A 24,186-nucleotide genomic window follows, 5' to 3' on the forward strand; every position below is an offset into this window, starting at 1 on the left:
CTCTTAGCGCGCGAACCGCGTCGCATCCAGCTGTTCGTTGATGACCCGGATCAGCGCATCGGCGTCCGGGAGGGCGATCTTCTCCAGCGACTTCGCGTACGGCAGCGGAATCTCGGCCGCCGCGACCCGCCGCACCGGGGCATCGAGGTAGTCGAACGCCCCCTCTTGGATCGTCGCGGCGATCTCGGCGCCGATCCCGTAGGTCAGCCAGTCGTCTTCGAGCACGACCGCCTTGCCGGTCTTCATGACCGAACGGCACACCGTCTCGCGGTCCAGCGGCCGCAGGCTGCAAAGGTCCACGACCTCGACCGACACGCCCTGCGGCGCGAGCCGCCTGGCGACGTCTGCGGCGATGACGGCCGAGCGCGAGTAGCCCACGACGGTGATGTCGGTGCCGGGCACCGTCACCTTGGCGCGGCCGAACTCGGCGACCCGCGTCTCGGCGGGCACGGGGCCCTTCGTGTTGTACAGCGAGAGGTTCTCCAGCAGCAGCACGGGGTCGTTGTCGCGGATCGCGGCGGTCAGCATCGCCTTGGCATCGGCCGGAGTCGACGGCGCGAGCACCTTCAGCCCCGGGACGTGCGCGTACCAGACCTCGAGGTTCTGCGAGTGCGTGGCCGCCAGCTGCTGGCCGCCGCCGCCCGGGGTGCGGATCACCATCGGCACGGCGGTCTGCCCGCCGAACATACCGTAGATCTTCGCCGCGTGGTTCACGATCTGGTCGATCGCGATCAGCGAGAAGTTGATCGTCATGATCTCCACGACGGGGCGCATGCCCAGCATCGCGGCGCCGATCGCGGCCCCGGTGAAGCCCTCTTCGGCGATCGGAGTGTCACGCACCCGCTCGGGCCCGAACTCGTCGAGCAGGCCCGCGGTGATCTTGTACGACCCCTCGAACTTGCCGATCTCCTCACCGAGCAGGATGACGCTCTCGTCGCGCAGCATCTCGTCGCGCAGCGCGTCGTGCAGAGCCTGACGGTAGGTGATCTCGGGCGTGGTCTTGTCGTTGTCGGCCATCGCCGTCATGCCTCCTGCTTCTGTGCGACATCCCAGCCGGGCGCGAGCACCGGGTCGCCGGGCATGAGCCGCGGAGCGTTGGGGACGTCCGACGCGTACGTGAAGTCGAACAGCGTCGACGGCGCAGGCTCGGGGCTGGCATCGGCGAACGCGATCGCATCGGCGACCTCGGTGACCGCGTCGGCCTGCAGCTCGTCTGCGCGCGCGTCGTCGATGATGCCGTCGGCGATCAGCCGCGCACGGTAGGCCGGCAGCGGGTCGAGCTTCTTCAACTCGTCGGTCTCTTCTTTGCTGCGGTAGCGGGCCGGGTCGACGACCGAGTGGCCGCGCAGGCGGTGCGACATGATCTCGAGCAGGCCGGGCCGGCGCTTCTCGCGCGCCGCGGTCAGCATCTCTTCGGCCGCCTGGCGCACGACCTCGGGGTCGTCGCCGTTCACTCGGCGGCCGGGGATGCGATACGACGCGCCGCGCTTGTACAGCTCGGGCTCACCCGACGCGGCCTCGACCGTGGTCGCCATTCCCATGCCGTTGTTGATCACGACGTAGACGATCGGCAGGTTCCAGATCGCGGCGAGGTTCAGCGACTCGTGGAACGCGCCGATGTTGGTGGTGCCGTCGCCCATCTGGCACATCACGGCCTCGGCGTCGGGACCCGGCTCGCCGCGATAGGTCAGTGCGAGGGCGGCACCTGTGGCCAGCGGCAGCTGACCGCCGACGATGCCGTACCCGCCGAGCATGCGCTTCTCGGTGTCGTACATGTGCATCGAGCCGCCCAGGCCCCGCGAGACGCCGTCCTGGCGTCCGAACAGCTCGGCCATCACGCGCCCTGTGCCCATGTCACGCGCGAGCGCATAGCCGTGGTCACGGTAGTTCGTGAACAGGTAGTCGGTCTCGCGCAGCGCCGACATCAGCCCCACGACCGTCGGCTCCTCGCCGAGGTTCAGGTGGCAGTAGCCGCCGATCTTGGCGCGCGTGTACATCTCGCCTGCGCGCTGCTCGAACTCGCGGATCAGCAGCATCTCGCGCAGATAGTCGATCTGTGTGTCGGCGTCGGGCTGGGTGACATCCGGTGCCGCAGCAACGGCCTCCTTCTTCGCGCGAGCGCCCGCCGCACGGGCGGGCGTCTTCTTCGATCGTGTCGACGTTGTCGCACCATCCGGGCGCGTGGAACCGCCGACGGCGGCCTCCTTGCGCTGTGGATTCTGCGTTCGTCCGGCCATTGTGAATCCCTCTCACCGAACATCGCGGCTTGTGACCGCGTGCCTCGTCACGGTCCGGGTGGCTGCTCTTGCAGCGTGAACCGGTCCTCGCTTCCGCCGCATTTCGGGCACACCAGCGGCGGGTGCGCGCCACGGACAGTTTCTCCGCAGACGCTGCACGCCCATTCCACCATTCGGCCGACCAGGTCGTGCCGACTGAGGATCCCGACCAGGCGGCCGGAAGACAACACGGGAACACGCCGGATCTGCGAACCCACCAGAATGCGCCGCACCTGTTCGAGGTCGGTGTCGCTGGTGACGCTGATCACGGCGGTGGTCATGACATCCTTGGCCGTCCGGCCTTCGCGCGCGAGCAGATCCAGCTCGCTGACCAGGCCCAGGACCGTGCCTGAGCCGTCGACGACGGGCACGGCGCTGATCCGGGATGCCGTCAGGGTTTCGGCGATGTGCGCGACGGTCGCCTCGGGGCCCACCGTGATCACCGGTGCCGTCATCACCTGGCCGGCTGTGATACCCGCAGTTGCGCGCGCTTGAGTTGCCATCGTCCCACCTCTGTCCCTGCATCGCAGATTATCAGGCCTGCACCGAATGCGGCGAGTGCGTGACCGCCGGAGCCTGCCTCGCCGCGCGGGTGTAGACCGGAAGAGGTGGCGGATACCGCCGACGATATGGAGGAGTGATCAGGGTGACTGCGCAGAGGATGCGTTTTGATCAGGCCTTTCCCCAGGGCCTGCAGGCGATGCTGGGACTGGAGAAGGCGATCGGTGCGAGCGGGCTGGAACAGTCGCTCGTGAACCTGGTGAAACTGCGGTCGTCGCAGATCAACGGCTGCGCATACTGCTTGAACATGCACGCGCGCGAGGCCCGCGCGGCGGGCGAGACCACCGCCCGCATGGATGTGCTCAGCGCCTGGCGCGAGGTCGATGACCGGTTCACCGCACGCGAGCGCGCGGCTCTGGCGCTGACCGAGCAGGTCACGCTGATCTCACAGGGCGGGGTGTCGGACGAGGTGTGGGATGCCGCGCACTCCGCATTCACCGAGCCCGAGCTCGGTGCGCTGCTGGCGGCCATTGCGGCCATCAACGTGTGGAACCGCATCGCCGTGTCCACCCACCAGCGCCCCGAGGACTGAGCGCGCGGCCCCGCTCCGGATGACGTGCCCGGTCCGGGTGACGTGCCCCGCTCCGGGTGACGTGCCCGGTCCGGCGAATCATCCTCGCGATGTACGCACGAGCCCTCTGCAGACCGATGCGGGCGAGGATGCCGCATCCCTAACGTCGATGGCATGCAGATCACATCCACCGAAATGGGGCTCGCCGCCCGCGTGCAGGGACTGACCAAGACGTACGGCAGCGGTGCGGGGCGCATACAGGCACTGGACGGGGTGACCGTCGGAATCCGGCGCGGCGAATTCACCGCGATCATGGGCCCGTCCGGTTCGGGCAAGTCGACGCTGATGCACATCATGGCGGGGCTGGATGCCGCCACCGACGGGCGCGCGTGGGTCGGCGACACCGAGATCACCGGTCTGGGCGACGTCGAGCTGACCGTGCTGCGCCGTCGTCGCATCGGGTTCGTGTTCCAGGCGTTCAACCTCGTACCGACCCTGGACGTGATCGGCAACATCCGGCTGCCGATCGATCTGGACGGGCGTGCCCCGTCGGCCTTGGAGCGGTCGCGCATCGACGGCCTGATCGACTCGCTGGGGCTTGCCGACAGACTCACGCACCGTCCGCACGAACTCAGCGGCGGCCAGCAGCAGCGGGTCGCGATCGCCCGGGCGCTGGCCACGGCACCCGACCTGGTCTTCGCCGATGAGCCCACGGGCAACCTCGACTCGCGCTCGAGCCGCGAGGTGCTCGGGCTGCTGCGCGCGGCCAGCACCGAGCACGGGCAGTCGATCGCGATGGTCACCCACGACCCGGTGGCCGCCGCCCACGCCGACCGGGTGCTGTTCCTCGGCGATGGGCGCATCGTGGCTGACAAGCCCCGCCAGAGCGCCGAAGAGATCTCGAGCTACATGCTGTCGGCCGAGCTGGGCCAGCAGTCGCACCCCCACACCCCAGACACCCGGAATGCTGCAGCATCGCCCCTCGCTTCAGCCGAGGAGGTGCCGGCGTGAGCGCCCGCGGCGTGACCGGGGGCCAGGACCGGCACTGGCTGCGCGAACGGGGGATGGGTGCCAGCATCCTGGTCTCGGCGATCTCAACCGCGTTCTCCGTGATCCTGGTGGCCGCCACCGGCTACATCGCCGCCATGCTGCGGGCCGATCCGTACATCGGCGGCAGCGGGACGCTGGCCTTCGTGCTGAGCTTCCTGACCCTCATCCTGGTCGGGGTGGCCGTGTATGTGGCCTCGATCGTGACGGCGAACACCTTCTCCACAGTGGTGGCCGGGCGCACCCGGCAGATCGCCCTGCTGCGGCTGATCGGCGCGTCCGCGCGCTCGCAGCGCGGAGAGGTGGCCCGGCAGGGACTGATCCTCGGGGCGATCGGTGCGGCGGCGGGGCTGGTCGTGGGGGTGGCGGCATCCGGCGTCGGCGTCGCCGTGGCCGGTCGCGCGCTGTCGCTGACCGACCTCGACTACGCGCTCGTGCAGCCGATGCTCGTGGCGCCCGCGGTGGTCGTCACCCTGACCACGTGGGCTTCCGCGTGGGCAGGCTCACGTCGCGTGCTCACGGTCACACCGCTGCAGGCGCTGGGCTCGTCGGCCGAGGCCGGCGCCGATGAGGTGGCGCGCAGGTCGGTGCGCAACGGGTTCGCGATCGCGCTGTTCTCCGTCGGCGCGCTGCTGCTGGCGGCAGGCGTCGTGCTCGGGCTGGTCTCACCCGCCGGAGTCATCGTCGCCTTCGGCGGCGGCATCCTGTCGTTCACCGGCATCGTGATGGGAGCGACGCTCGTGATGCCGCCGGTGCTGCGGCTGGTCGGAGGCCTGTTCGGCCGTTCGGCGGTGGCGCGGCTGGCCGCAGAGAACGCGATGCGCCACCCGGAGCGTTCGAGCCGCATGGCCATCGGGGTGGTGGTCGGGGTGACGCTGGTGACGATGTTCGCGGTTGCGATGCAGTCGGCCAAGGCCGTGATGACGAAGGCGGCGGGGGGCACTCTGCCGCCGGAGATGGACGCGCTGCTCACGACGTTCGCGGGCATCATGATGGGGCTGGTCGCCGTCTCGGCGGTGATCGCCGCGGTGGGTCTTGTCAACCTGCTCACCCTCGGGGTCGTGCAGCGTCGGCGCGAGCTCGGACTTCTGCGGGCGCTCGGATTGACGCAGCGGCAGGTACGAGGCGTCGTGCTGCTCGAAGCCGCGCACATCGCGATCACCGCGGTGGTCAGCGGCGTCGTGCTCGGCATCGCATACGGCTGGGTGGGAGCGCAGTCGCTGCTGGGCGCGGTGCCCGCCGATCCGGGTGGAGCGAAGGCAGGGCTGGTCGCGCCCGCCGTGCCGGCCACGCTCGTGGTCGCCGTCGTGCTGGCCACCGCGGCGCTCACGCTCGCGGCCGCCGTGACGCCCACGCGGCTGGCCACACGGGTCACCCCGGTCGAGGCGCTCGCCGTCTAGGACCCGGACGCCGCGCCCTGGCTTCGGGCGCGGCGTCCGGTTCGCCCGCAGTCAGCCGGGTCTCGGCATCCCTCGGTGGTCCCGCCTCGCTGAGGAGTGCGCGGCCCCGGCGTCCGCTGCCCGTGTCGAAATCATGTGTGTTCAGCGGCGACACACGCCCTTGACGTCAAATGCATGTGCTGCCGCTGAAATCACATGATTTCGACCGGGAGAGGACGGGCGGGCGGGTCGTGCGCCCAGGACGGCGCGAGCGCACGGATGCGCGCGCCGCGCCACTGCCACGTCGCCCACAGCGCCGGCCACAGCGCGGGCGCGGCGGCGCCGCCGATCACGAGCCGGTCGCGCCAGAGAGTGCGGGCGGGGTCCCCGTCGGCGGGGCTCACGGCCATCTGGTGGTCCCAGACGTCCAAGGCCGCCAGCGGTCCCGACAGCGGGATGCCGGTGTCGCGCAGAATGCGCACGCGCTGCCCGTGATGCTCGCGCTCGAGATCGCTGACATCGATCAGCTGGCGCCCGAGCGGGACCACGCCGCCCAGCGACAGGGCGACGGCGCCGTCGTCGCCGGTGCGCCACGAGGTCGGCAGCTGCGCGAGCGGATTCAGGGTGACCAGCGGCCCGTAGAGCTCGGCCACCGCTCGCGGCGAGTGCAGCGCGCGCCAGGCGGCATCGGCATCGCAGTCGATGACGAACTTGAGCAGAATGCGCATGCTCCGAGTCTCGCACCGTAGGCTTTCGGCGTGTCCGACCCCGCCGCTTCACCGTTCGATCAGTCCTTCTTCCAGGTCGCGCTCGATTGGGGCGTCGATGGCCTGGCCCGTCTCGCGCCGGTCGACATCGTGGTCGTGGTCGATGTGCTGCGCTTGAGCACACAGGCGGTGGATGCCGCAGCCGCAGGCCGCGCGCTGCCCCTGGCCGGCAGCGCCTCGGTCAACGGCGCGCCGCTGGCGGCTGCGGCATCCGGTGCCCTCGTCGCCGACGGCGGCGGCTCCCGTGACCGCTCCTCCGCTGCCGGTGCGGTGGTCGTGGCGGGATGCCTGCGCAACGCCCGTGCGGTCGCGCAGTGGATCCTCGCCGAGCAGCACCGCCGCGGCGGTCGCGTGCGCGTGGCGGTGCTTCCGGCGGGCGAGGGGGCGGATGCCGCATCCGCGCGCTTCGCGATCGAAGATCAGCTCGGGGCCGGGGCGGTCGTCGCGGCACTCGTCGACCTCGGCATCGACCACTCTTCGCCCGAAGCGGCGGTGGCCTGCGAGGCGTTCCGGGCCCTTCGCGGCGCCGTCCGGCATCTGCTGCTGGCCGGCGGATCGGGCCAGGAGCTGGTCGAGCGCGGCCTGCGCGACGACGTGCTGCATGCCGCTGAGATCGACGCCGACGACGTCGTGCCCGTGCTGCGCGCCGGGGAATTCGTGCGGTTCGCGGGCTGACCTCGATCCCGCCCGCCTCGATCCCGCCCGCCCCGCCCGCGCCCCGCCCCCGCCCCGCGCGCCCTCGCCCCCGTCACGCTCGCTGAGACAGGGGATTCGCGGTGAAACCGGTCAGCGCGGGGTCAGCGCGGCCAGGCGCGTGGCCGGGGTGATGTCGCGGTGGGTCCACGTGAACAGGTGACGCTGATCGAAGTGCGGTGCGCACTTCACGCACGAGGTCTGGCGAGTGGGCTTCCGGTGGCGGTACGCGGTGTGCCCGGCCGGGCACACTCCCACCCACGGGGCAAGTTCGGTCGCTGTCTCTCCGTCGTGCGTCGTGCCGCCGACGTAGCCGAGCTCGCGGGCCACCCGCTTCCACGACGAGCCGTGCCCGGCGGCGGGTCCGGCCAGCGCGTGCGCGATCTCGTGCAGCAGCGTCTGATGATTGGTGTCGTCGTCATAGCGGGCGGCGAGGTAGCGCGAGACGCTGATGCGCTTCTGCGTGTAGTTGCACAGCCCGGCGCGTCGTTTGGCGTTGTCGAACGCGAACGACCACGAGTCGTCCAGATGGAGGGTGATCAGTGCGTCCGCCCAGGTGCGCACCCTCTGCAGATCAGACATGGCCCGACACAAGCACACACCTACGACACGAAGACGTGCACGGGCTCAGACGGCGATCGAGGATTCGACGCGGCGCCGGTCTGCGGCATCCACCGCATGCAAGGTCGACTGCAGCTGCTGCTCGGTGGCGCCGGCGTCTTGGCGCAGGAACAGCTCGCGCTTGAAATCGGCGCGCGCCGCCTCGTAGTCGCCGACGTCGAAGTAGGTCTTGCCGCGGTGCTGATGGGCGAACGCGGCGATGCCGGGCCAGCCCTGGCCTTCGGCCTCGGCGGCGCACGTGGTGATCTCAGCGATGGCCGCCGCATACGATCCGCGGTACTGCAGCACCGTGGCATGCAGGATGCGCGCGCGCAGCAGGTCTTTGCGGGTGCCGGCCATGCGCGCTTCGCGCACGGCGTGCTCGGCGACATCCAGCGCCTCGTCGAGTCGGTCGAGCACCTTCAACAGCCACACCCGTTCGAGCAGGTCGGGCAGGCTGCGCAGCCCCTCGATCTCGCCCAGTCGTTCCTGGCAACGGACGGGGTCGACGATCTCGCGCAATGTCTCGGGGTCATACCCCTGGATAAAGCTCATCGTCCACTCCCTTCGCACCCGACCCTTCTCCAGTGTGCCCGACATGTCGCCGGGGCAGCGCCGGACTCGCCGGACATCGCGACGCATGCCGACACACCTCCGTCGCCGTGGTCCGAACCCGGTCGCTAGGCTCGCTCTGTGATGCACGAGGCGGCCTCTGTGACGCACGATGCCCGGCGCGGGCGCGGCCGCGTGCGCGTGGCCGTGCTGGGGCCGATCGTCGCGCAGGCCGCCGATGGTCGTGCCATCGAGGTCACCGGCGCGACCGCCCGGGCGCTGCTGGCCTCGCTTGCGCTGGGTGGAGGCTCCGGTCGCGGGGTGGATGCCTTGACCGACGCGATCTGGGGCGACGAGCCGCCGAAGAACCCGCGCGCGGCGCTGCAGACGATCGTCTCGCGCGTGCGCTCGGTGCTCGGCGCCGACGTCGTTCGCAGCACGCCCGGCGGCTATGCGCTGGGCGACGTCGACACCGATCTCGCCGAGGCGGAGCGTCTGATCGCCTCTGCGGGGGACGTCCTCGCGCGCGGCGATGACCCGCTGCCCCTGCTGGACGAGGCGACGGCCGTGTGGAGCGGTGAACCGGGTGCAGACGTGCAGCCCGCGCCGGTGGCAGAAGAGCTGCGGGATGCCGCCGCCTCGCTGCGAGCGCGCCTCGACGACCGTCGGGTGCAGGGTCTGCGCGCGACCGGCCGGCATGGCGAGGCGGCGCGTCTGCTCGGTGCGCTGGCCGACGCGCACCCCTATGACGAGAGTGTGCACGAGCAGCTCATGCGGGCTCTGGCCGATGCCGGACGCACGGGCGAAGCGCTCGAGGCGTTCGCCCGGCTGCGAGCCCGGCTGCGCGAGGACCTGGGATCCGACCCGGGACAGGCGCTCACCGGTCTGAACGCGGCACTGCTGAAGGCCCAGTCCACCGCGCTGCGTCCTCGCGTGCGCATCGGCGTGCGCGCCGCCCCCAATGAGCTGTACGGTCGCGCCGGCGATCTGGCGGCGGTGGGCTCCCTGCTGCAGCGTGCGCGGGTGACGACCCTGCTGGGCACCGGCGGGCTGGGCAAGACGCGGCTCGCGCAGGCGGTGGCGGCCGCCTCCGACGTGCCCGCTGTGGTTGTCGTCCCTCTTGCCGGCGTGCGCGCCGACGACGATGTGGCTCCGGCCGTCGCGACGGCGCTGGGCATCAGCGAAGCGTCGCCGGGAGGGCCCCTGGCCGACATGCGGATGCGGCCGGACCTGCGTGCGCGTCTGGCGGGCCTGCTGGGCGAGCAGGCCACGCTGCTCGTGCTCGACAACTGCGAGCAGGTGATCGACGGCGTCGCGGCATGGGTGGCCGACATGCTGGCGGCCGTCCCATCGCTGCGCGTGCTCACGACCAGCCGTGCCCCGCTGGCGATCGCGGGCGAGGCCGTGTATCCACTGGCGCCGCTGGCCGCGCAGGGCGCCGATTCTCCGGCCGTGCTGCTGTTCCTCGAGCGTGCGCGGGCGGTGCGTCCCGCGGCATCCCTGCGCCCGGAGGTCGTCACGCGACTGTGCAGTCATCTCGACGGGCTGCCGCTGGCGATCGAACTGGCCGCTGCACGCGTGCGCACGATGACTCCCGAGCAGATCGAGCAGCGGCTGCAGGATCGTTTCGCACTGCTGACCAGCGGAGACCGCGCCGCGCCCGAGCGGCACCGCACGCTCGAAGCGGTGATCGGCTGGAGCTGGGATCTGCTCGATGCCGCGGCCCAGCGCGCCATGGCCACACTCTCGGTGCTGCCGGCCGGGTTCAGTGCCGAGACCGCGTCGGCTGTGCTCGGCGCGGACGTCGACGACGTCCTGGACCGGCTCGTGTCGCAGTCGCTGCTGCTCGTGGTCGAAGAGCCCTCGACCGTGCGGTTCCGCATGCTCGAGACGATCCGCGAGTACGCTCTGGTGCGACTGGCCGACGAGCCGGACGGCGTCGACGACGCGTGGGATGCCGTGACCGTCTGGGCGCGCGGATTCGCCGACAGCCACCTCGGCCATGCGTTCGAGCGCGCGTCGCACGCCGACGTGCGCGCCGAACACGACAACCTGATCGCGGCGCTGCGACGTGCGATCGATCGCGGCGACCACCCCACGGCGGTGGAGGTGTTCGCGCTGCTCGGGCTGTCGTGGATGGTGCGGGGTGCCCTGACCGAGATGACGTCGTTCGTCGGCACAGCGCTGGACGCGGCCGGGCAGGTCCGCGAAGGCGATGTGACCGCCGATGCGCTCGCCGTGGTGCTGCTGGTCGGGGCCTTCATGGCGCAGTTCGGCGCGCAGTTCGGCGCCGATCTGCGCGCGGCGCGATTCATCGCCCGGCTGCGACTGCTGCGCCGACACCGCCCGCAGATGACCCCTGTGGTCGGCGCCCTCGCCGAGGCCCTCACAGCGACGGTTTCGACCTGGACGAACGGCGACGTCGAGCCCGTCCTCGACGTGCTGGACACCCTGCGGGAGGCTCCGGAACCGGCTACGCGTCTGGTCGGAGAGTCGCTCCTGTCGCAACTGGCCGAGAACGACGGCCGCATCGACCGCGCCCTCGAGGCGGCCCTGCGCATCGAAGGCCTCGCGGCGCAGACGGGCGCGGAGTGGTTCGCAGCCATGGCCGCCGCGACCGTCGCGCAGCTGGCCAGCCAGTCCGGACAGGCGCACCTCGCGCTGGAGTGGATCGATCGTGCGGACGCGGGCTACGGCTCGTTCGGCGCCGTCGATCAGCAGCGGCAGCTGACCTGGCTGCGTGCGATGAACGTCATGACGGTGGGCGAGCCCGCGCTCGCGCGCACGATATTCGCCGAGATGGCCGGCACGAGCGAGAGGGACGAAGACGGTCAGGAGTCCGCCGCGATCGGCGTGTACGGTCTGGCCGAGATCGCCCGCGGCCAAGGAGACCGTCAGACCGCCGCCGCGCAGTTCGAGCGCGCTCTCGCGAAGTTCGGGTCTGCCCGCCTGCGCGGCTCGCCATGGTTTCTCATTGCGATGGGCGGTGCCCTCTCGGCGATGGTGTTCGACGGGCTGACCACGGCAGAGAACCGTGCGCAGTGGGCGCGCCGGCTGCGCGGCAGGACGCTCGCCATGGTGCGCATGCGCCGGGGCGCGACCGACCGTCCCGTGCTCGGAACCGTCCTGGCGGCGTGGTCGTCCTGGGCGATGCACGATGCAGGTCTGGTCGAGCGCGGTGTCGAGGCGCTCGTGCTGGGGGAGCTGCTCGGGGCCCGGCAGGATCTGCCGAGCATGCGGCACGGCGAGCACGACGCTCGGGCCACCGCCCTCGTCGGTGTGCAGCGGATCGCCGCGGCCCGGGCTGCGGCATCCACCCTCGACCGCCGTGCGCTGCTGACGCAGGCGCTCGTCGTGCTCGGCGATCCGGTGACGCGCTGAGGGGTGGATGCTGCAGCATCCACCCCTCAGCCTCACCCGGCAGCGCGCGGTCAGGCCTTGCGCATGTAGGCGCGCACCGTCAGCGGCGCGAACACCGCGACGATCACGGCGGCACCGAGCAGCGACACCCACACGTCCCCGGTGATCGCCGTGCCGTTGGCGATCTCGCGCACGGCGGTGACCAGGTGCGAGACCGGGTTGACGTTGACGAACCACTGCAGCCACTGCGGCATCGTGGACGGGTCGACGAACGCGTTCGAGAAGAACGTCAGCGGGAACAGCACGATCATCGAGATGCCCTGCACGCTCGAAGCGGTGCGGGCGATGACCCCGAAGAACGCGAAGATCCAGCTGATCGCCCACGAGCAGGCGATGACCAGGATGCCGGCCAGCACCAGGCTGCCGAGGCCGCCGGCCGGGCGGTAGCCCATGATGATGCCCATCGTGAACGTGAGCGTCGTGGCGATCGCATAGCGGACGGTGTCGGCCAGCAGTGCCCCCGACAGCGGCGCGATGCGTGCGATCGGCAGCGACCGGAAGCGGTCGAACACTCCCTTGTCCATGTCTTCACGCAGCTGCGTGCCGGTCACGACCGAGGTCGTGATGACGGTCTGCACGAGGATTCCCGGGATCAGCACCGGAAGGTAGCTCTGCACGTTGCCGGCGATCGCGCCGCCGAACAGGTACGCGAACATCAGGGTGAAGATGATGGGCTGCACCGTGACGTCGATCAGCTGCTCGGGCGTGCGCCGGATCTTCACGAGGCCCCGATAGGCCATCGTGAACGTGTTCTGGATGCCTTGGCTCAGGCTCGTGCGGTTGGACAGCCGCCGCTCGGCGGCCGGCACGATGCGGGATGCGGCGATGGTGCTCATGCCGGCACCTCCTCTTTCTGCAGGGCGGCGTCGTCTTGGTCGGCGGCGTCGTGTCCGGTGATGGTCAGGAACACCTCGTCGAGCGTCGGCTTCTGCACGCTCATCTCGTCGAGGTGGATGCCGGCGTCACGCAGTGTGATCAGCAGCTCGGCGACGCGATCGGCGTCGGCCATCGGCGCCGTGATGCGCGTTGCCTCGGGGGAGAGGGTGGGCTGCACGCCGAGCACCCGCTCGATGGCGCGCATCGCGTCGGCGTTGTCGGCGGGGTCGGTCAGGCGCAGCAGCAGGCTCGAGGTGCCCACCGACGCCTTCAGCTCATCGGCGGTGCCTTCGGCCACGACCCGTCCGTGGTCGATCACGGCGATCCGGTCGGCCAGCTGATCGGCCTCATCGAGGTACTGCGTGGTCAGCATCACGGTCGAGCCGGTCGCGACCAGCTCGCGGATCGTGTCCCACATCTGGCCGCGCGTGCGCGGGTCGAGGCCCGTCGTGGGCTCGTCGAGGAAGATCAGCGGCGGCTGTGCGAGCAGGGATGCGGCCAGGTCGAGCCTTCGGCGCATGCCGCCTGAGAAGTTCTTCAGGGGGCGCTTGGCCGCCTCGGCCAGGCCGAACCTGTCGAGCAGATCACCCGACTTCACCCGTGCTTCGGCGCGGGAGAGCCCCAGCAGCCGGCCGAAGATCATGAGGTTCTCGGTGGCCGAGAGCGTCTCATCGACCGAGGCGAACTGCCCGGTCACCCCGATCAGCTGCCGCACGATCTGCGGGGAGCGGACGACATCGTGGCCGAAGATCCGGGCCGTGCCGGCATCCGGGCGCATGAGCGTCGCGAGCATGTTGATGGTGGTCGTCTTGCCGGCGCCGTTGGGACCGAGCACTCCGTAGACGGTGCCGGTGGCCACGCGCAGGTCGACGCCGTCGACCGCGCGGTTCTGCCCGAACACCTTCACGAGCCCGTCGGCCTCAACGGCCCAGTCGGTGTGGAGAGTTGTCATGCGTTCAGCATTCGCACGTGCGCTTTCACGCCGCTGTCGCGGCGCTGTCGTCGGCTTTCCGCTCCTCTCGGCTGCGGTCGGCGCGGTGCGGTCAGCGCTCGAACAGCGACGTGCTCGGTTTGGGAGACGGGCGGGCCGTGGCATCCGTCACCGGTGCCGCAGCGCCGGCGAACTCGTCGATCTCGCGGCCCTGCGCGACCTTCGCGGGGTGGGGGCCGGCCGCCATCAGCCGGGGCAGCCACTGCGTGGGCAGCGGGGTCGCCGACGCGGCGATCACCAGATTGCCGAAGCGTCGACCCTTGAGCACCTGCACCTCGGCCAGCACGATCACATGCTCGAGCACGGCGCGCACGGTGGCGACCTGGCTGCGTGCGTGCGCGAGGCCCGCGCCGTCGGCGACGTTCACCAGCAGCACTCCCTCGGGGGACAGCAGGCGGGATGCCGCGGTGTAGAACTCCACGGTCGTCAGGTGTGCCGGGGTCTGCGCGCCGGCGTAGACATCCGAGACGACGAGGTCGACGGCGCCGGTCAGGCTCGCGGGTAGGCGGCCCAGCCCCTCGCGCGCATCGCCGATGCGGACGCGGACCGTCGCGGTGCGCGGCAGCGGCAGCTCTTCGCGCACCAGGTCCCAGAGCGCCGGCTCGAGCTCGATCACCTGCTGGCGCGAACCGGGCCGGGTGACGGCGATGTAGCGGGGGATCGTGAGCGCCCCCGCGCCGAGGTGGACCGCTGTCAGCGGCTGGCCGGGCAGGCGCAGTTCATCGATCACGGCACCCATGCGCGCCACGTACTCGAAGTGCAGGTGGGTCGGGTCGTCGAGGTCGACGTGCGACTGCGGGGTCTCGCCGACCATGAGCTCGAACCCGGTGGTGAAGGGGCTCGGGATCACGCGGGCGATCGTCCCGTCGCTCAGTCGTGCGTGCGGCGCGTCGTCCGCGCGCTGTCTGGTCCTGCCCACGGGGCAACCGTACCGGCCTCGCCGGTCGGCGCCGACGTCGCGGGTGCACAACTCCGGTGATCCGGGGCATCCAGGGCCGGATCGGGCGATCTGCATGCGATTCGGAGCGATTCTGCCGGAGTTGTGCACACCCCGCCGCCAGGGCCCCGCGTTACCGTGGGTATGTGGACGTGATCGACCTGAACGCCGACCTCGGCGAGACCGTCGAGGGTGTGCCCACCGCCGACGACGAGGCGATGTTCGCCCTGGTCTCCAGTGCCAGCATCGCGTGCGGCGGACATGCGGGCGACGCCGCCTCGATGCACGACGCAGCCCTGCGCGCGGGGCGCACCGGCGTTGTCGTGGGTGCGCACCCGTCCTACCCGGATCGGGCGGGTTTCGGCCGGGCGGTCATGCCGATGGGGCTGGTGGCGCTGCGTTCGGTGGTGGCCGAACAGCTCGACGCGCTCGCCGGCGCGGGCGCCGACATCCGGTACGTCAAACCGCACGGCGCGCTCTATCACCGCGCCGGGGCCGACGCGAGTACGGCCGAAGCCGTCGCACAGGCGGTGGCCGAGCTCAGCGATGGACTCGGCCGTGCGGTGCCGATCCTCGCGCAGGGTTCGGCGCTGGCCGAAGCCGCTGCCGCCGCCGGCCTGCCGTTCTTCGCCGAGGCGTTCCTGGATCGCGGCTACCGTGCCGACGGCCTGCTCGTGCCGCGGGGCGAGCCCGGGGACCTGCTGCACGATCCGGACGAAGTGGCCGCGCGAGCCGTGCAGCTGGTGCTCGGCGGCGAGGTCGAGGCGGTCGACGGCACGCCCGTTCGGGTGGATGCTGCATCCCTGTGCCTGCACGGAGACACTCCCGAATCCATCATGATGGCGCGCGCGGTGCGCACCGCGCTGGACGCTGCCGGCATCGTCGTGCGCGCACCCTGGTGATCGCGATGCGCGTCCTTCCGTTCGGAGATCGAGGCCTGCTGCTCGAGGTCGAGCAGGGGGCCGCCGATGCGGGCGTGGGTGCCGATGCTGCCCGTTTTGCCGGTGACGACTCTGCCGGTGCCGCCGCTTCGGCCGGTGCCGCCGCTTCGGCCGATGCCGCCGCTTCTGCCGCGCCGGCGGCCCATGCCCGTGAGATCAACGCTGTGCTGGCGTTGCGCGCGCGGGTCGCGGCATCCCGCATCTCCGGCATCGTCGACATCGTTCCGGCCGCCCGCACGGTGCTGGTGCACACCGCGCGCGGCGCGCTGGCCGACGTGCGCGCGCGGCTCGAGCTGCTCGATGCATCGCCCGCGCAGGATGCCGCGCCCCCCGCAGCCACCGAGATCGAGTTGCCGATCGTCTATGACGGACCGGACCTTGCCGCGACCGCCGAGCTGCTGGGTCTGAGCGTCGCTGCGCTCGTGCAGCAGCACTCCGCGGCGGTGTGGACCGTGGCGTTCACGGGATTCGCTCCCGGCTTCGGCTACCTCGTCAGCGACGACTGGCCGTTCGACGTTCCGCGGCTCGAGACCCCGCGCACACGAGTGCCACCGGGTGCGGTGGGTCTTGCGGCCGGGTTCTGCGGAGCGTATCCGCGCTCGACGCCCGGCGGGTGGCGCCTGATCGGGTCGACCGATGCTGTGCTGTTCGACCCCGACGCCGCCGACCCGGTGCTGCTGCCGCCTGGCGCGCGGGTGCGGTTCTCCGAGCGCCGCGCGGCACACTCGGCCCCGTCCGCCCTGTCCGCCCCCGGCGGCCCCGGCGGCGACGACCAGCCCGCAACTGTGAGGGTACGACTGGCCGACGAAGGTGCGGGCGATACCCATACCCTCGACGCTGAGTTGTACCCTCACGGCCGAGGCGGCCGCGGGGAGGCAGGGGGCGCGCATGCCGCGACGGACGCGGAGGGGGAGCCGGCGTTCCGCATCATCGAGCCCGGTCTGCTCACCACGGTGCAGGATCTGGGGCGGCCCGGGCGGGCCGGCCAGGGCGTCGCCGTTTCGGGGGCTCTCGACCGGAGCGCACTGCGCGCGGCGAATCGTCTGGTCGGCAACCGAGAGGATGCCGCAGCCCTCGAGATCACGATGGGCGGCCTGCGCGCGCTCGCGCGCCGTGACGCGTGGATCGCCGTCACCGGGGGGTGGGGGCCGATCCGCGTCGGCGGGCACGAGGCCGACCCGTACGAGGCCGTGCACTGGCCGGCGGGAACCGAACTGCACGTGGACTGGCTCGCGCACGGCGCGCGTGCCTACCTCGCCGTACGCGGCGGGATCGAGGCGCGCCCGGTCGCCGGCTCCCGTGCGACCGACACGATGGCAGGCGTGGGTCCCGAGGCGCTGCGTGCAGGGGATGACGTGCACACGGGGGATGCGGCATCCACGCCCATCCCGCCGGCCGAGCCCGTGATGGCGGTCCCTCCCGCCGACGACCTCGAGGTCGTCGTGGCCCCCGGCCCGCGCGCCGACTGGTTCACGGCGGCGGCGCGGGCGGCGCTGTTCGACGCGGTGTGGACGGTCACTGATCATGCCGACCGCGTCGGCATCCGGCTCGACGGGCCCGTGCTCGCCCGCGAGCGGCCGGGCGCCGAACTGCCCAGCGAAGGGATGGTCCCGGGAGCGATCCAGGTGCCGCCGGGCGCGGGCCCGGTGATCTTGATGGCCGACGGGCCGGTCACCGGCGGCTACCCGGTGATCGGCGTCGTGACCGATGCGGGCCTCGACCTGCTCGCGCAGGCGCGGCCGGGCACCGGCATCCGATTCCGGCATGCGCGCCCGATCTGACACGCCCGACGGCGAACGGACCGGTCGCTACCAGCGCGCGAGCGCAACGGCCGCTTCGGCCCGCGCGGATTCGGGCAGTGCCAGGGCGACGGCCTCGGCCAGAGTGAGCTCGGCGCCGCGCTGCGCGGCGCTCTCGAACGCCGCCGGGTGCGCGGCGCGCTGTTCGTCCAGCAGCGCCAGGTGCACCGTGAACGCATCGACGTCGAAGATGCCGATGCGATGCCGGATCGCGGCGGCCGCGGCCGAGAGCAGTCCCGCCCGCTCGGGGTCGTCGCGCAGCGCGGCCACTCCACTCATCCCCTCGAGCCCATAGGCGACGCCCTCGTCGAAATGCAGGTGCACCGAATCGAGCAGCGTGCCGTCGAACACCTGCTCGGCGGCATCCGCGTCGCGCTGCGCGAGCAGCAGGCGCCCCGTCTGGTTGCCGGCGACCGACAGCGTGAACAGGTCGCCGCAGGCCTTTGCGAGGTCGATCGCGCGATTGAAGTGAGACAGCGCGTCATCCAGCGACCCGCGCACCCACGCCAGGCGTCCGAGCGAGACCTGCGTGATGCCCTGCGCCCACGTGTTGTCCAGGCCCTCCAGCCGCTCGAACGCCGCGAGCAGCTCCGTCTCGGCGGTCTCGAGATCGGGATCGGGCAGCTGCACCCGTGCGGTCGCGCGTGCCGCCTCGGCCATGGCGGCGGCATCCTCGTCGCCGCTCTCGGTGAACAGCCGTGCGCATTCGGCGAGTCCTGCGACCGCCTCCTGCGACGGGTTCTGCCACATCTGCCCCCACAGGGCGAAGAACCAGGCGACTGCTCGGCTGTGCGCGGTGATCGGCTTGTCCTTGCCGAGCAGTTCCAGCATCCATACCCGCACTTCGGCGAGAAAACCGGCGATCCACCAATAGATCAGCAGGCTCCACGCGAAGTCGGCGGCGTCGTCGAGCCGGTCGGTGAAGACCAGGTGGCGGATCGCGCCGCGAAGGTTGGGCAGCTCGAGGCCGAGCTCTGCGACGGCGTCGGCCTGCGCCGATCCGCGAAGCCCCGGCGCCAGCCGACGCACGAGCGCCGCATAGTGGTCGGCGTACGCCAGGCGCATCGCGGCGATCTCGCCGCGATCTTTCAAGCGGCCGATCGCGTATTCGCGCATGATCGTCAGCAGCGAATAGACCGACCGGCCGCCCAGGTCGGTCTGCCTCACGAGCGATCCGTCCACGAGCACGGCCAGGCCCTCGATGACGCGTCCCTCCCAGGGCCGCCCGACCGACAGCGCCTCGACGGCGTCGAGGGTGAACCGGCGGCCGAACACCCCGAGAGACTCGAGCAGCTCGCGGTCGTCGGGTGCGAGCAGGCTCACGCTCCACTCGATCGTCGCGCGCATCGTGCGATGCCGCTCGGGCAGGTCGCGCACCGCGGCCGTCAGCAGCGGCAGGCTCTGGTCGAGGCGTTCGGCGATGCCGTGCGGAGTGAGCAGCCGCGCTTTGGCGGCGGCCAGCTCGATCGCCAGCGGCAGTCCCTCGAGTGCACGGCAGATCGCGACCACGTCGGCCGCATTCTCTTCGGTGAGTGCGAACGTCGCATCGGCCGCTCGCGCGCGGTCGACGAACAGTGCGCAGGCCGCCGAATCGCGGGCCCGCTCGAGGGTCCCGGATGCCTCGGGCACGGGCAGCGCGCGCACTTCGTGGACCTGTTCGCCCCGGATGCGCAGCACGATGCGGCTCGTGACCAGAAACTGGGCACTGGCTGCGACCGAGTACAGCTGCACCAGGACGGGTGCGGCATCCACGATCTGCTCGAAATTGTCGAGCACGACCAGCACGCGGCGATCGGCCAGGGCCCGCGAGATTCGTTCCTCGAGCGCCGCCTCTCCGTTGTCGCGCACGCCCAGCGCATGCGCGATGGTGGGCAGCAGCAGTTCGGCCTCGAACACGCCCTCGAGCGGAACGAAATAGACGCCGTCGGGAAACAGGTCCTGCGCCGACCGCGCGACCTCGATCGCGAGCCGGCTCTTGCCGACGCCGCCCGGGCCGATGAGGCTCACGGTGCGGTTCCGGGTGCTCGTCAACATCTCCCGCACCGCAGCGATGTCGTCCTCCCGGCCGATCGTGGTCGTGTAGGGCACGGGCACCCGCGACAGCAGCGGGTCGGTCGACGCCGGCTCGGGCTCGTCGGTGGTGCGACGGGACTGCTCGAACCGCTCGGCGAGCAGCGACGAGAGATCGGCGGCGATCTGCTCTTCGAGCTGTGAGGCATCGTCGAACGGCAGATACGCGACGGTGTCGTCGCGCTGGATCCGCTCGATCAGCTGCGCGAGCCGGTCTTCGCGCTGCTGGCTGCGACGCACGTAGATAAGCTTCGGCATCGCGGGCGGTGCCAGGACGTACTCGTCTTCGAGGCCCGAGATCTCCTCCCCGGGGGCGACCCAGCCGTAGCTGTCGGCGTAGATCCCCACGAACACGTCGCTCTGGTCGAGGTAGGCGCGGTACAGGGAGCGGGGCGGATGCGGCCGCGCTCCCAACTCGAACATCACCGGCGCCAGGCGCATCCTCTCGATGGCCGCGCGCGCGGCCACGCGCTCATTCGCCAGCTCATGCAGTGTGGAGCTGACGAACACGCGGATCCGCTGATCGGGCGTGCGGATGACAGACGTTTCCCCGGTCATGATTCCCCAGTCACGAGTCCCCAGTCGTTCAGCACATTATGGACCGGAGCGGGCTCCAGCGCTACGGTGCTGGCACGCAGGATCCGAGCGCGGACCCGCAGGGTGCAACGGGCTGAGAGGGAATCCCGAGATCGCCGCGCACCTCTATATCGGTGTCGCGACTGTCAAGACGCACGTCAACGCGATCTTCGCGAAGCTCGGCGTGCGCACGCGGCCGCAGGCGATCGCGCTCGTCCGCTCGTGATCGTCCGCCCCGCTTGGTCGAAATCATGTGTGTTCGACGCGTGCACATCCAATTGACGCAAAACTCGTGTGTCCGCGTCGAGATCATATGATTTTGACGGGATGCCGAGGCGCGACGGAATGCCGAGGGCGGGCGCCGGGTTATACCGCAGTATCGGGAACTCGTCAAGAATCCGGCTGGACATGGCGCGTCGTTCGTCGTATAGTTGGTAGTTGCGCTCTGGTTCCCCCTGCCTTCATATGGTGGTCGGCTGTGCCTGTGTGCCCCCGCTGTGTCCCGAGGGATGCGTTTCCGGCGAAACGTGATCCGATGGGCGGCGACGTGTGGCGCGCAGGGTTCGGGTACGAGAGCACGCCACCTGTCGACAAGGAACCGAAGCCTGAACAGGGCTCATGGAGGTTATCCCCTTGGCTGCTGCGCCCAACGCATCCACCACCACCCCGAAGAACGGACGCGGAGCATCCCGCCTCTCGTTCGCCAAGATCTCCGACACGCTGACCGTCCCGGATCTGCTCGCACTGCAGACCGAGTCGTTCGACTGGCTCATCGGCAATGACGCGTGGAAGGCGCGCGTCGCCGATGCCAAGGCGACCGGTCGCAGCGGCGTGCCCGAGCTCAGCGGCCTCGAGGAGATCTTCGAGGAGATCTCCCCGATCGAAGACCTCAGCGAGACGATGCAGCTGAGCTTCACCAACCCGTATCTCGAGCCCGAGAAGTACTCGATCGAAGAGTGCAAGGAGCGCGGCAAGACCTACGCCGCCCCGCTGTACGTCGAGGCCGAGTTCATGAACCACCAGACCGGTGAGATCAAGACCCAGACGGTCTTCATGGGCGACTTCCCGCTGCAGACGGGCAAGGGCACGTTCATCATCAACGGCACCGAGCGCGTCGTCGTCTCGCAGCTCGTGCGCTCGCCCGGCGTGTACTTCGACAAGACGCCCGACAAGACCAGTGACAAGGACATCGTCTCCTCGCGCATCATCCCGAGCCGCGGTGCGTGGCTCGAGTTCGAGGTCGACAAGCGCGACCAGGTGGGTGTGCGCATCGACCGCAAGCGCAAGCAGTCGGTGACGGTGTTCCTGAAGGCGCTGGGTCTGACCAGCGAAGACATCCTGAACGAGTTCGCCGGCTTCGAGTCGATCGAGGACACGCTCAGCAAGGACACGATCCTCACCAAGGAAGACGCGCTGCGCGACATCTACCGCAAGCTGCGCCCGGGCGAGCAGGTGGCCGCTGAGGCCGCCCGCGCGCTGCTGGACAACTTCTACTTCAACCCGAAGCGCTACGACCTCGCCAAGGTCGGCCGGTTCAAGATCAACCAGAAGCTGGGTCTCGAGAAGCCGCTGAGCGATTCGGTGCTCACGGTCGAGGACATCGTCGCCACGATCAAGTACCTCGTCCGCCTGCACCGCGGTGACGTGACCTTCGAGGGTCGCCGCAACGGCAAGGATGTCGAGATCCGCCTCGACATCGACGACATCGACAACTTCGGCAACCGTCGCATCCGCGCGGTGGGCGAACTGATCCAGAACCAGGTGCGCACGGGACTGTCGCGCATGGAGCGGGTCGTGCGCGAGCGCATGACCACGCAGGACATCGAGGCGATCACGCCGCAGACCCTGATCAACGTGCGCCCCGTGGTCGCGGCGATCAAGGAGTTCTTCGGCACTTCGCAGCTGTCGCAGTTCATGGACCAGAACAACCCGCTGGCGGGTCTGACCCACAAGCGCCGTCTCTCGGCGCTGGGCCCCGGCGGCCTGTCGCGTGAGCGCGCCGGCGTCGAGGTCCGTGACGTGCACCCCTCTCACTACGGTCGCATGTGCCCGATCGAGACGCCGGAAGGCCCGAACATCGGCCTGATCGGTTCGCTCGCGTCGTTCGCGCGCATCAACGCGTTCGGCTTCATCGAGACGCCGTACCGCCGCGTGGTCGAGGGCAAGGTCACCGAGCAGATCGACTACCTGACCGCCAGCGAAGAGAACGACTACATCGTCGCCCAGGCCGGCGCCCCGCTGACCAAGGACGGCTCGTTCGCCGAGGAGCGCGTGCTGGCACGTCGCGGCCAGGGCGGCGAGGTCGACCTGTTCCACGCCGGTGACATCGGGTACATGGATGTCTCGCCCCGCCAGATGGTGTCGGTGGCCACCTCGCTCATTCCGTTCCTCGAGCACGACGATGCGAACCGCGCGCTCATGGGCGCCAACATGCAGCGTCAGGCGGTGCCGCTGCTGCGCAGCGAGTCGCCCGTGGTCGGCACCGGTATGGAGGGCTACACCGCGATCGATGCCGGTGACGTGATCACCGCGCGCGGCGCCGGTGTCGTCTCCGAGGTCTCGGCCGACAAGGTCGCCGTGCAGCTGGACGAAGGCGGCATCGACGAGTACTACCTGCGCAAGTTCGACCGTTCCAACCAGGGCACCTGCTACAACCAGCGCGTCGTGGTCTCGGCCGGCGAGCGCATCGAGGTCGGCGAAGTCATCGCCGACGGCCCCGCCACCGAGAACGGCGAGCTGGCCCTGGGCAAGAACCTGCTCGTGGCGTTCATGCCGTGGGAGGGCTACAACTACGAGGACGCGATCATCCTCAGCCAGAACATCGTGAAGGACGACACCCTCACCTCGATCCACATCGAGGAGTACGAGGTCGACGCCCGCGACACGAAGCTCGGCAAGGAGGAGATCACCCGCGACCTGCCCAACGTCAGCCCGGACCTGCTCAAGGACCTCGACGACCGCGGAATCGTCCGCATCGGCGCCGAGGTGCGCCCCGGCGACATCCTGGTCGGCAAGGTCACTCCGAAGGGTGAGACCGAGCTGTCGGCCGAGGAGCGCCTGCTGCGCGCGATCTTCAACGAGAAGAGCCGCGAGGTGCGCGACACGTCGCTGAAGGTGCCGCACGGTGAAGAGGGCACGGTCATCGCGGTCAAGGAGTTCAACGCCGAGGACGGCGACGACGAGCTCGGCAGCGGCGTGAACCGCCGCGTCGTGGTCTACATCGCCCAGAAGCGCAAGATCACCGCCGGTGACAAGCTCTCGGGCCGTCACGGCAACAAGGGTGTCATCTCGCGCATCCTGCCGGTCGAGGACATGCCGTTCCTCGCCGACGGCACGCCGGTGGACATCATCCTGAACCCGCTGGGTGTTCCCGGTCGCATGAACTTCGGCCAGGTGCTCGAGATCCACCTCGGGTGGATCGCCCAGACGGGCTGGAAGATCGAGGGCAACCCCGAGTGGGCCATGGAGCTGCCCGAGGTCGCCCGTCAGGCGCCCGCCGGCACGAAGGTGGCCACCCCGGTGTTCGACGGTGCGCACGAACAGGAGATCGCCGGTCTGCTGGACTCGACGCTGGTCACCCGCGACGGCGACCGACTGATCGACGCCACCGGCAAGACCACGCTGTACGACGGCCGCTCCGGCGAGCCGTTCCCGGCACCGATCTCGGTCGGCTACATGTACATCCTGAAGCTGCACCACCTCGTGGATGACAAGATCCACGCACGCTCGACCGGTCCGTACTCGATGATCACGCAGCAGCCGCTGGGTGGCAAGGCGCAGTTCGGCGGCCAGCGCTTCGGTGAGATGGAGGTGTGGGCCCTCGAGGCCTACGGCGCCGCATACGCGCTGCAGGAGCTGCTGACGATCAAGTCCGACGACATCCTCGGCCGCGTGAAGGTGTACGAGGCGATCGTGAAGGGCGAGAACATCTCCGAGCCCGGCATCCCCGAGTCGTTCAAGGTGCTCATGAAAGAGATGCAGTCGCTCTGCCTGAACGTCGAGGTGCTCGGCGCGGACGGCACAGCGGTCAATCTCCGTGACACGGATGACGAGGCCTTCCGCGCAGCGGAAGAGCTCGGCATCAACATCTCGAGCCGGTTCGAGTCCTCATCGATCGACGAGATCTGAACCCGGTCCAGGCGATTTCGACTCTGCGGCCGCGCCGCATCGCTCAGTCACCAGATTTACAA

Annotated in this window: 19 protein-coding genes; 9 read left to right on the plus strand and 10 right to left on the minus strand. The window is 70.3% G+C overall.

Translation table 11 applies throughout. The annotated features are described in order from the left end of the window. Window positions 1-3: 3 nt before the first annotated feature. The 3 genes from QU603_RS02270 to QU603_RS02280 are packed head-to-tail and all read right to left on the minus strand — an operon-like array spanning window position 4 to window position 2,779. Window positions 4-1,026 carry an alpha-ketoacid dehydrogenase subunit beta gene (locus QU603_RS02270; protein ID WP_308492884.1) on the minus strand — a complete coding sequence of 341 codons (1,023 nt, stop codon included), beginning with the start codon at window positions 1,024-1,026 and terminating at the stop codon, window positions 4-6. Next, complete coding sequence (locus QU603_RS02275) at window positions 1,023-2,237, minus strand: thiamine pyrophosphate-dependent enzyme (protein ID WP_308492885.1); 1,215 nt, start codon at window positions 2,235-2,237, stop codon at window positions 1,023-1,025. The genes QU603_RS02270 and QU603_RS02275 overlap by 4 nt, the downstream gene beginning before the upstream one ends. A 47-nt stretch (window positions 2,238-2,284) precedes the next feature. Continuing rightward, window positions 2,285-2,779, minus strand: a complete 495-nt coding sequence (locus QU603_RS02280) for a CBS domain-containing protein (protein ID WP_308492886.1) — start codon at window positions 2,777-2,779, stop codon at window positions 2,285-2,287. 143 nt (window positions 2,780-2,922) lie between these two features. Here QU603_RS02280 and QU603_RS02285 point away from each other — a divergent pair, with 143 nt between their 5' ends. The 3 genes from QU603_RS02285 to QU603_RS02295 all read left to right on the plus strand — a co-directional run bounded on the left by QU603_RS02285 (window position 2,923) and on the right by QU603_RS02295 (window position 5,795). Then, entirely contained in the window at window positions 2,923-3,369 is a 447-nt protein-coding gene (locus QU603_RS02285) for a carboxymuconolactone decarboxylase family protein (protein WP_308492887.1), read from the plus strand. A 153-nt stretch (window positions 3,370-3,522) separates the two neighbouring features. Next, window positions 3,523-4,359, plus strand: a complete 837-nt coding sequence (locus QU603_RS02290; RefSeq protein ID WP_308492888.1) for an ABC transporter ATP-binding protein — start codon at window positions 3,523-3,525, stop codon at window positions 4,357-4,359. Window positions 4,360-4,412: 53 nt separating this feature from the next. Beyond that, window positions 4,413-5,795 carry an FtsX-like permease family protein gene (locus QU603_RS02295; RefSeq protein WP_308493918.1) on the plus strand — a complete coding sequence of 461 codons (1,383 nt, stop codon included), beginning with the start codon at window positions 4,413-4,415 and terminating at the stop codon, window positions 5,793-5,795. A 191-nt stretch (window positions 5,796-5,986) separates the two neighbouring features. Here QU603_RS02295 and QU603_RS02300 read toward each other — a convergent pair whose 3' ends face one another. Then, entirely contained in the window at window positions 5,987-6,502 is a 516-nt protein-coding gene (locus QU603_RS02300; RefSeq protein ID WP_308492889.1) for a hypothetical protein, read from the minus strand. 30 nt (window positions 6,503-6,532) lie between these two features. Here QU603_RS02300 and QU603_RS02305 point away from each other — a divergent pair, with 30 nt between their 5' ends. Beyond that, window positions 6,533-7,216, plus strand: coding sequence for a 2-phosphosulfolactate phosphatase (locus QU603_RS02305; RefSeq protein WP_308492890.1), 684 nt, complete (start codon window positions 6,533-6,535; stop codon window positions 7,214-7,216). Window positions 7,217-7,327: 111 nt separating this feature from the next. Here the strand turns inward: QU603_RS02305 and QU603_RS02310 are convergent, their stop codons facing one another. Beyond that, window positions 7,328-7,816: a SprT-like domain-containing protein gene (locus QU603_RS02310; protein WP_308492891.1), complete on the minus strand. Its 489-nt coding sequence runs from the start codon at window positions 7,814-7,816 to the stop codon at window positions 7,328-7,330. 45 nt (window positions 7,817-7,861) lie between these two features. Beyond that, window positions 7,862-8,389, minus strand: a complete 528-nt coding sequence (locus QU603_RS02315; protein WP_308492892.1) for a hypothetical protein — start codon at window positions 8,387-8,389, stop codon at window positions 7,862-7,864. A 141-nt stretch (window positions 8,390-8,530) separates the two neighbouring features. On the opposite strand from QU603_RS02315, the gene QU603_RS02320 reads away from it, so the two are divergent. Next, a complete protein-coding gene (locus QU603_RS02320) occupies window positions 8,531-11,767 on the plus strand; it encodes an ATP-binding protein (RefSeq protein ID WP_308493919.1) in 3,237 nt (1,078 codons plus the stop codon). 50 nt (window positions 11,768-11,817) lie between these two features. Here QU603_RS02320 and QU603_RS02325 read toward each other — a convergent pair whose 3' ends face one another. From QU603_RS02325 to QU603_RS02335, 3 genes are all read right to left on the minus strand, one after another. Beyond that, complete coding sequence (locus QU603_RS02325; protein ID WP_308492893.1) at window positions 11,818-12,642, minus strand: ABC transporter permease; 825 nt, start codon at window positions 12,640-12,642, stop codon at window positions 11,818-11,820. Beyond that, complete coding sequence (locus QU603_RS02330) at window positions 12,639-13,634, minus strand: ATP-binding cassette domain-containing protein (protein ID WP_308492894.1); 996 nt, start codon at window positions 13,632-13,634, stop codon at window positions 12,639-12,641. Before QU603_RS02330 ends, QU603_RS02325 begins: the two co-directional genes overlap by 4 nt. Before the next feature lie 91 nt (window positions 13,635-13,725). Continuing rightward, on the minus strand, window positions 13,726-14,592 hold the full coding sequence (locus tag QU603_RS02335; RefSeq protein WP_308492895.1) for a spermidine synthase: 867 nt from the start codon (window positions 14,590-14,592) through the stop codon (window positions 13,726-13,728). Window positions 14,593-14,756: 164 nt separating this feature from the next. On the opposite strand from QU603_RS02335, the gene pxpA reads away from it, so the two are divergent. After that, window positions 14,757-15,512 carry a 5-oxoprolinase subunit PxpA gene (gene pxpA, locus QU603_RS02340; RefSeq protein WP_308492896.1) on the plus strand — a complete coding sequence of 252 codons (756 nt, stop codon included), beginning with the start codon at window positions 14,757-14,759 and terminating at the stop codon, window positions 15,510-15,512. 5 nt (window positions 15,513-15,517) lie between these two features. Beyond that, window positions 15,518-17,332, plus strand: coding sequence for a 5-oxoprolinase subunit B/C family protein (locus QU603_RS02345; RefSeq protein ID WP_308492897.1), 1,815 nt, complete (start codon window positions 15,518-15,520; stop codon window positions 17,330-17,332). 27 nt (window positions 17,333-17,359) lie between these two features. Here the strand turns inward: QU603_RS02345 and QU603_RS02350 are convergent, their stop codons facing one another. After that, window positions 17,360-19,978, minus strand: a complete 2,619-nt coding sequence (locus tag QU603_RS02350) for an ATP-binding protein (RefSeq protein ID WP_308492898.1) — start codon at window positions 19,976-19,978, stop codon at window positions 17,360-17,362. On the opposite strand from QU603_RS02350, the gene QU603_RS16475 reads away from it, so the two are divergent. Next, window positions 19,977-20,222 carry a response regulator transcription factor gene (locus QU603_RS16475; protein WP_370655342.1) on the plus strand — a complete coding sequence of 82 codons (246 nt, stop codon included), beginning with the start codon at window positions 19,977-19,979 and terminating at the stop codon, window positions 20,220-20,222. The genes QU603_RS02350 and QU603_RS16475 overlap by 2 nt on opposite strands. A gap of 407 nt (window positions 20,223-20,629) precedes the next feature. Then, the gene (gene rpoB, locus QU603_RS02360; RefSeq protein WP_308493920.1) at window positions 20,630-24,124 is read left to right on the plus strand and encodes a DNA-directed RNA polymerase subunit beta; all 3,495 of its coding nucleotides are present in this window, start codon (window positions 20,630-20,632) and stop codon (window positions 24,122-24,124) included. Window positions 24,125-24,186 lie beyond the last annotated feature (62 nt).

The organism is Microbacterium terrisoli, from assembly GCF_030866805.1.
GTDB classification, from domain to species: domain Bacteria; phylum Actinomycetota; class Actinomycetes; order Actinomycetales; family Microbacteriaceae; genus Microbacterium; species Microbacterium terrisoli.

What these genes read in the sequence shown, in the direction of transcription:
- QU603_RS02350 (WP_308492898.1), bottom strand. Translation starts at nt 19,978, where the DNA reads ATGACCGGGGAAACGTCTGTCATCCGCACGCCCGATCAGCGGATCCGC.
- QU603_RS02325 (WP_308492893.1), bottom strand. Translation starts at nt 12,642, where the DNA reads ATGAGCACCATCGCCGCATCCCGCATCGTGCCGGCCGCCGAGCGGCGG.
- QU603_RS02310 (WP_308492891.1), bottom strand. Translation starts at nt 7,816, where the DNA reads ATGTCTGATCTGCAGAGGGTGCGCACCTGGGCGGACGCACTGATCACC.
- QU603_RS02280 (WP_308492886.1), bottom strand. Translation starts at nt 2,779, where the DNA reads ATGGCAACTCAAGCGCGCGCAACTGCGGGTATCACAGCCGGCCAGGTG.
- QU603_RS02345 (WP_308492897.1), top strand. Translation starts at nt 15,518, where the DNA reads ATGCGCGTCCTTCCGTTCGGAGATCGAGGCCTGCTGCTCGAGGTCGAG.
- QU603_RS02315 (WP_308492892.1), bottom strand. Translation starts at nt 8,389, where the DNA reads ATGAGCTTTATCCAGGGGTATGACCCCGAGACATTGCGCGAGATCGTC.
- QU603_RS02290 (WP_308492888.1), top strand. Translation starts at nt 3,523, where the DNA reads ATGCAGATCACATCCACCGAAATGGGGCTCGCCGCCCGCGTGCAGGGA.
- QU603_RS02320 (WP_308493919.1), top strand. Translation starts at nt 8,531, where the DNA reads ATGCACGAGGCGGCCTCTGTGACGCACGATGCCCGGCGCGGGCGCGGC.
- QU603_RS02300 (WP_308492889.1), bottom strand. Translation starts at nt 6,502, where the DNA reads ATGCGCATTCTGCTCAAGTTCGTCATCGACTGCGATGCCGATGCCGCC.
- QU603_RS02275 (WP_308492885.1), bottom strand. Translation starts at nt 2,237, where the DNA reads ATGGCCGGACGAACGCAGAATCCACAGCGCAAGGAGGCCGCCGTCGGC.
- QU603_RS02270 (WP_308492884.1), bottom strand. Translation starts at nt 1,026, where the DNA reads ATGACGGCGATGGCCGACAACGACAAGACCACGCCCGAGATCACCTAC.
- QU603_RS02330 (WP_308492894.1), bottom strand. Translation starts at nt 13,634, where the DNA reads ATGACAACTCTCCACACCGACTGGGCCGTTGAGGCCGACGGGCTCGTG.
- QU603_RS16475 (WP_370655342.1), top strand. Translation starts at nt 19,977, where the DNA reads ATGATTCCCCAGTCACGAGTCCCCAGTCGTTCAGCACATTATGGACCG.
- QU603_RS02295 (WP_308493918.1), top strand. Translation starts at nt 4,413, where the DNA reads ATGGGTGCCAGCATCCTGGTCTCGGCGATCTCAACCGCGTTCTCCGTG.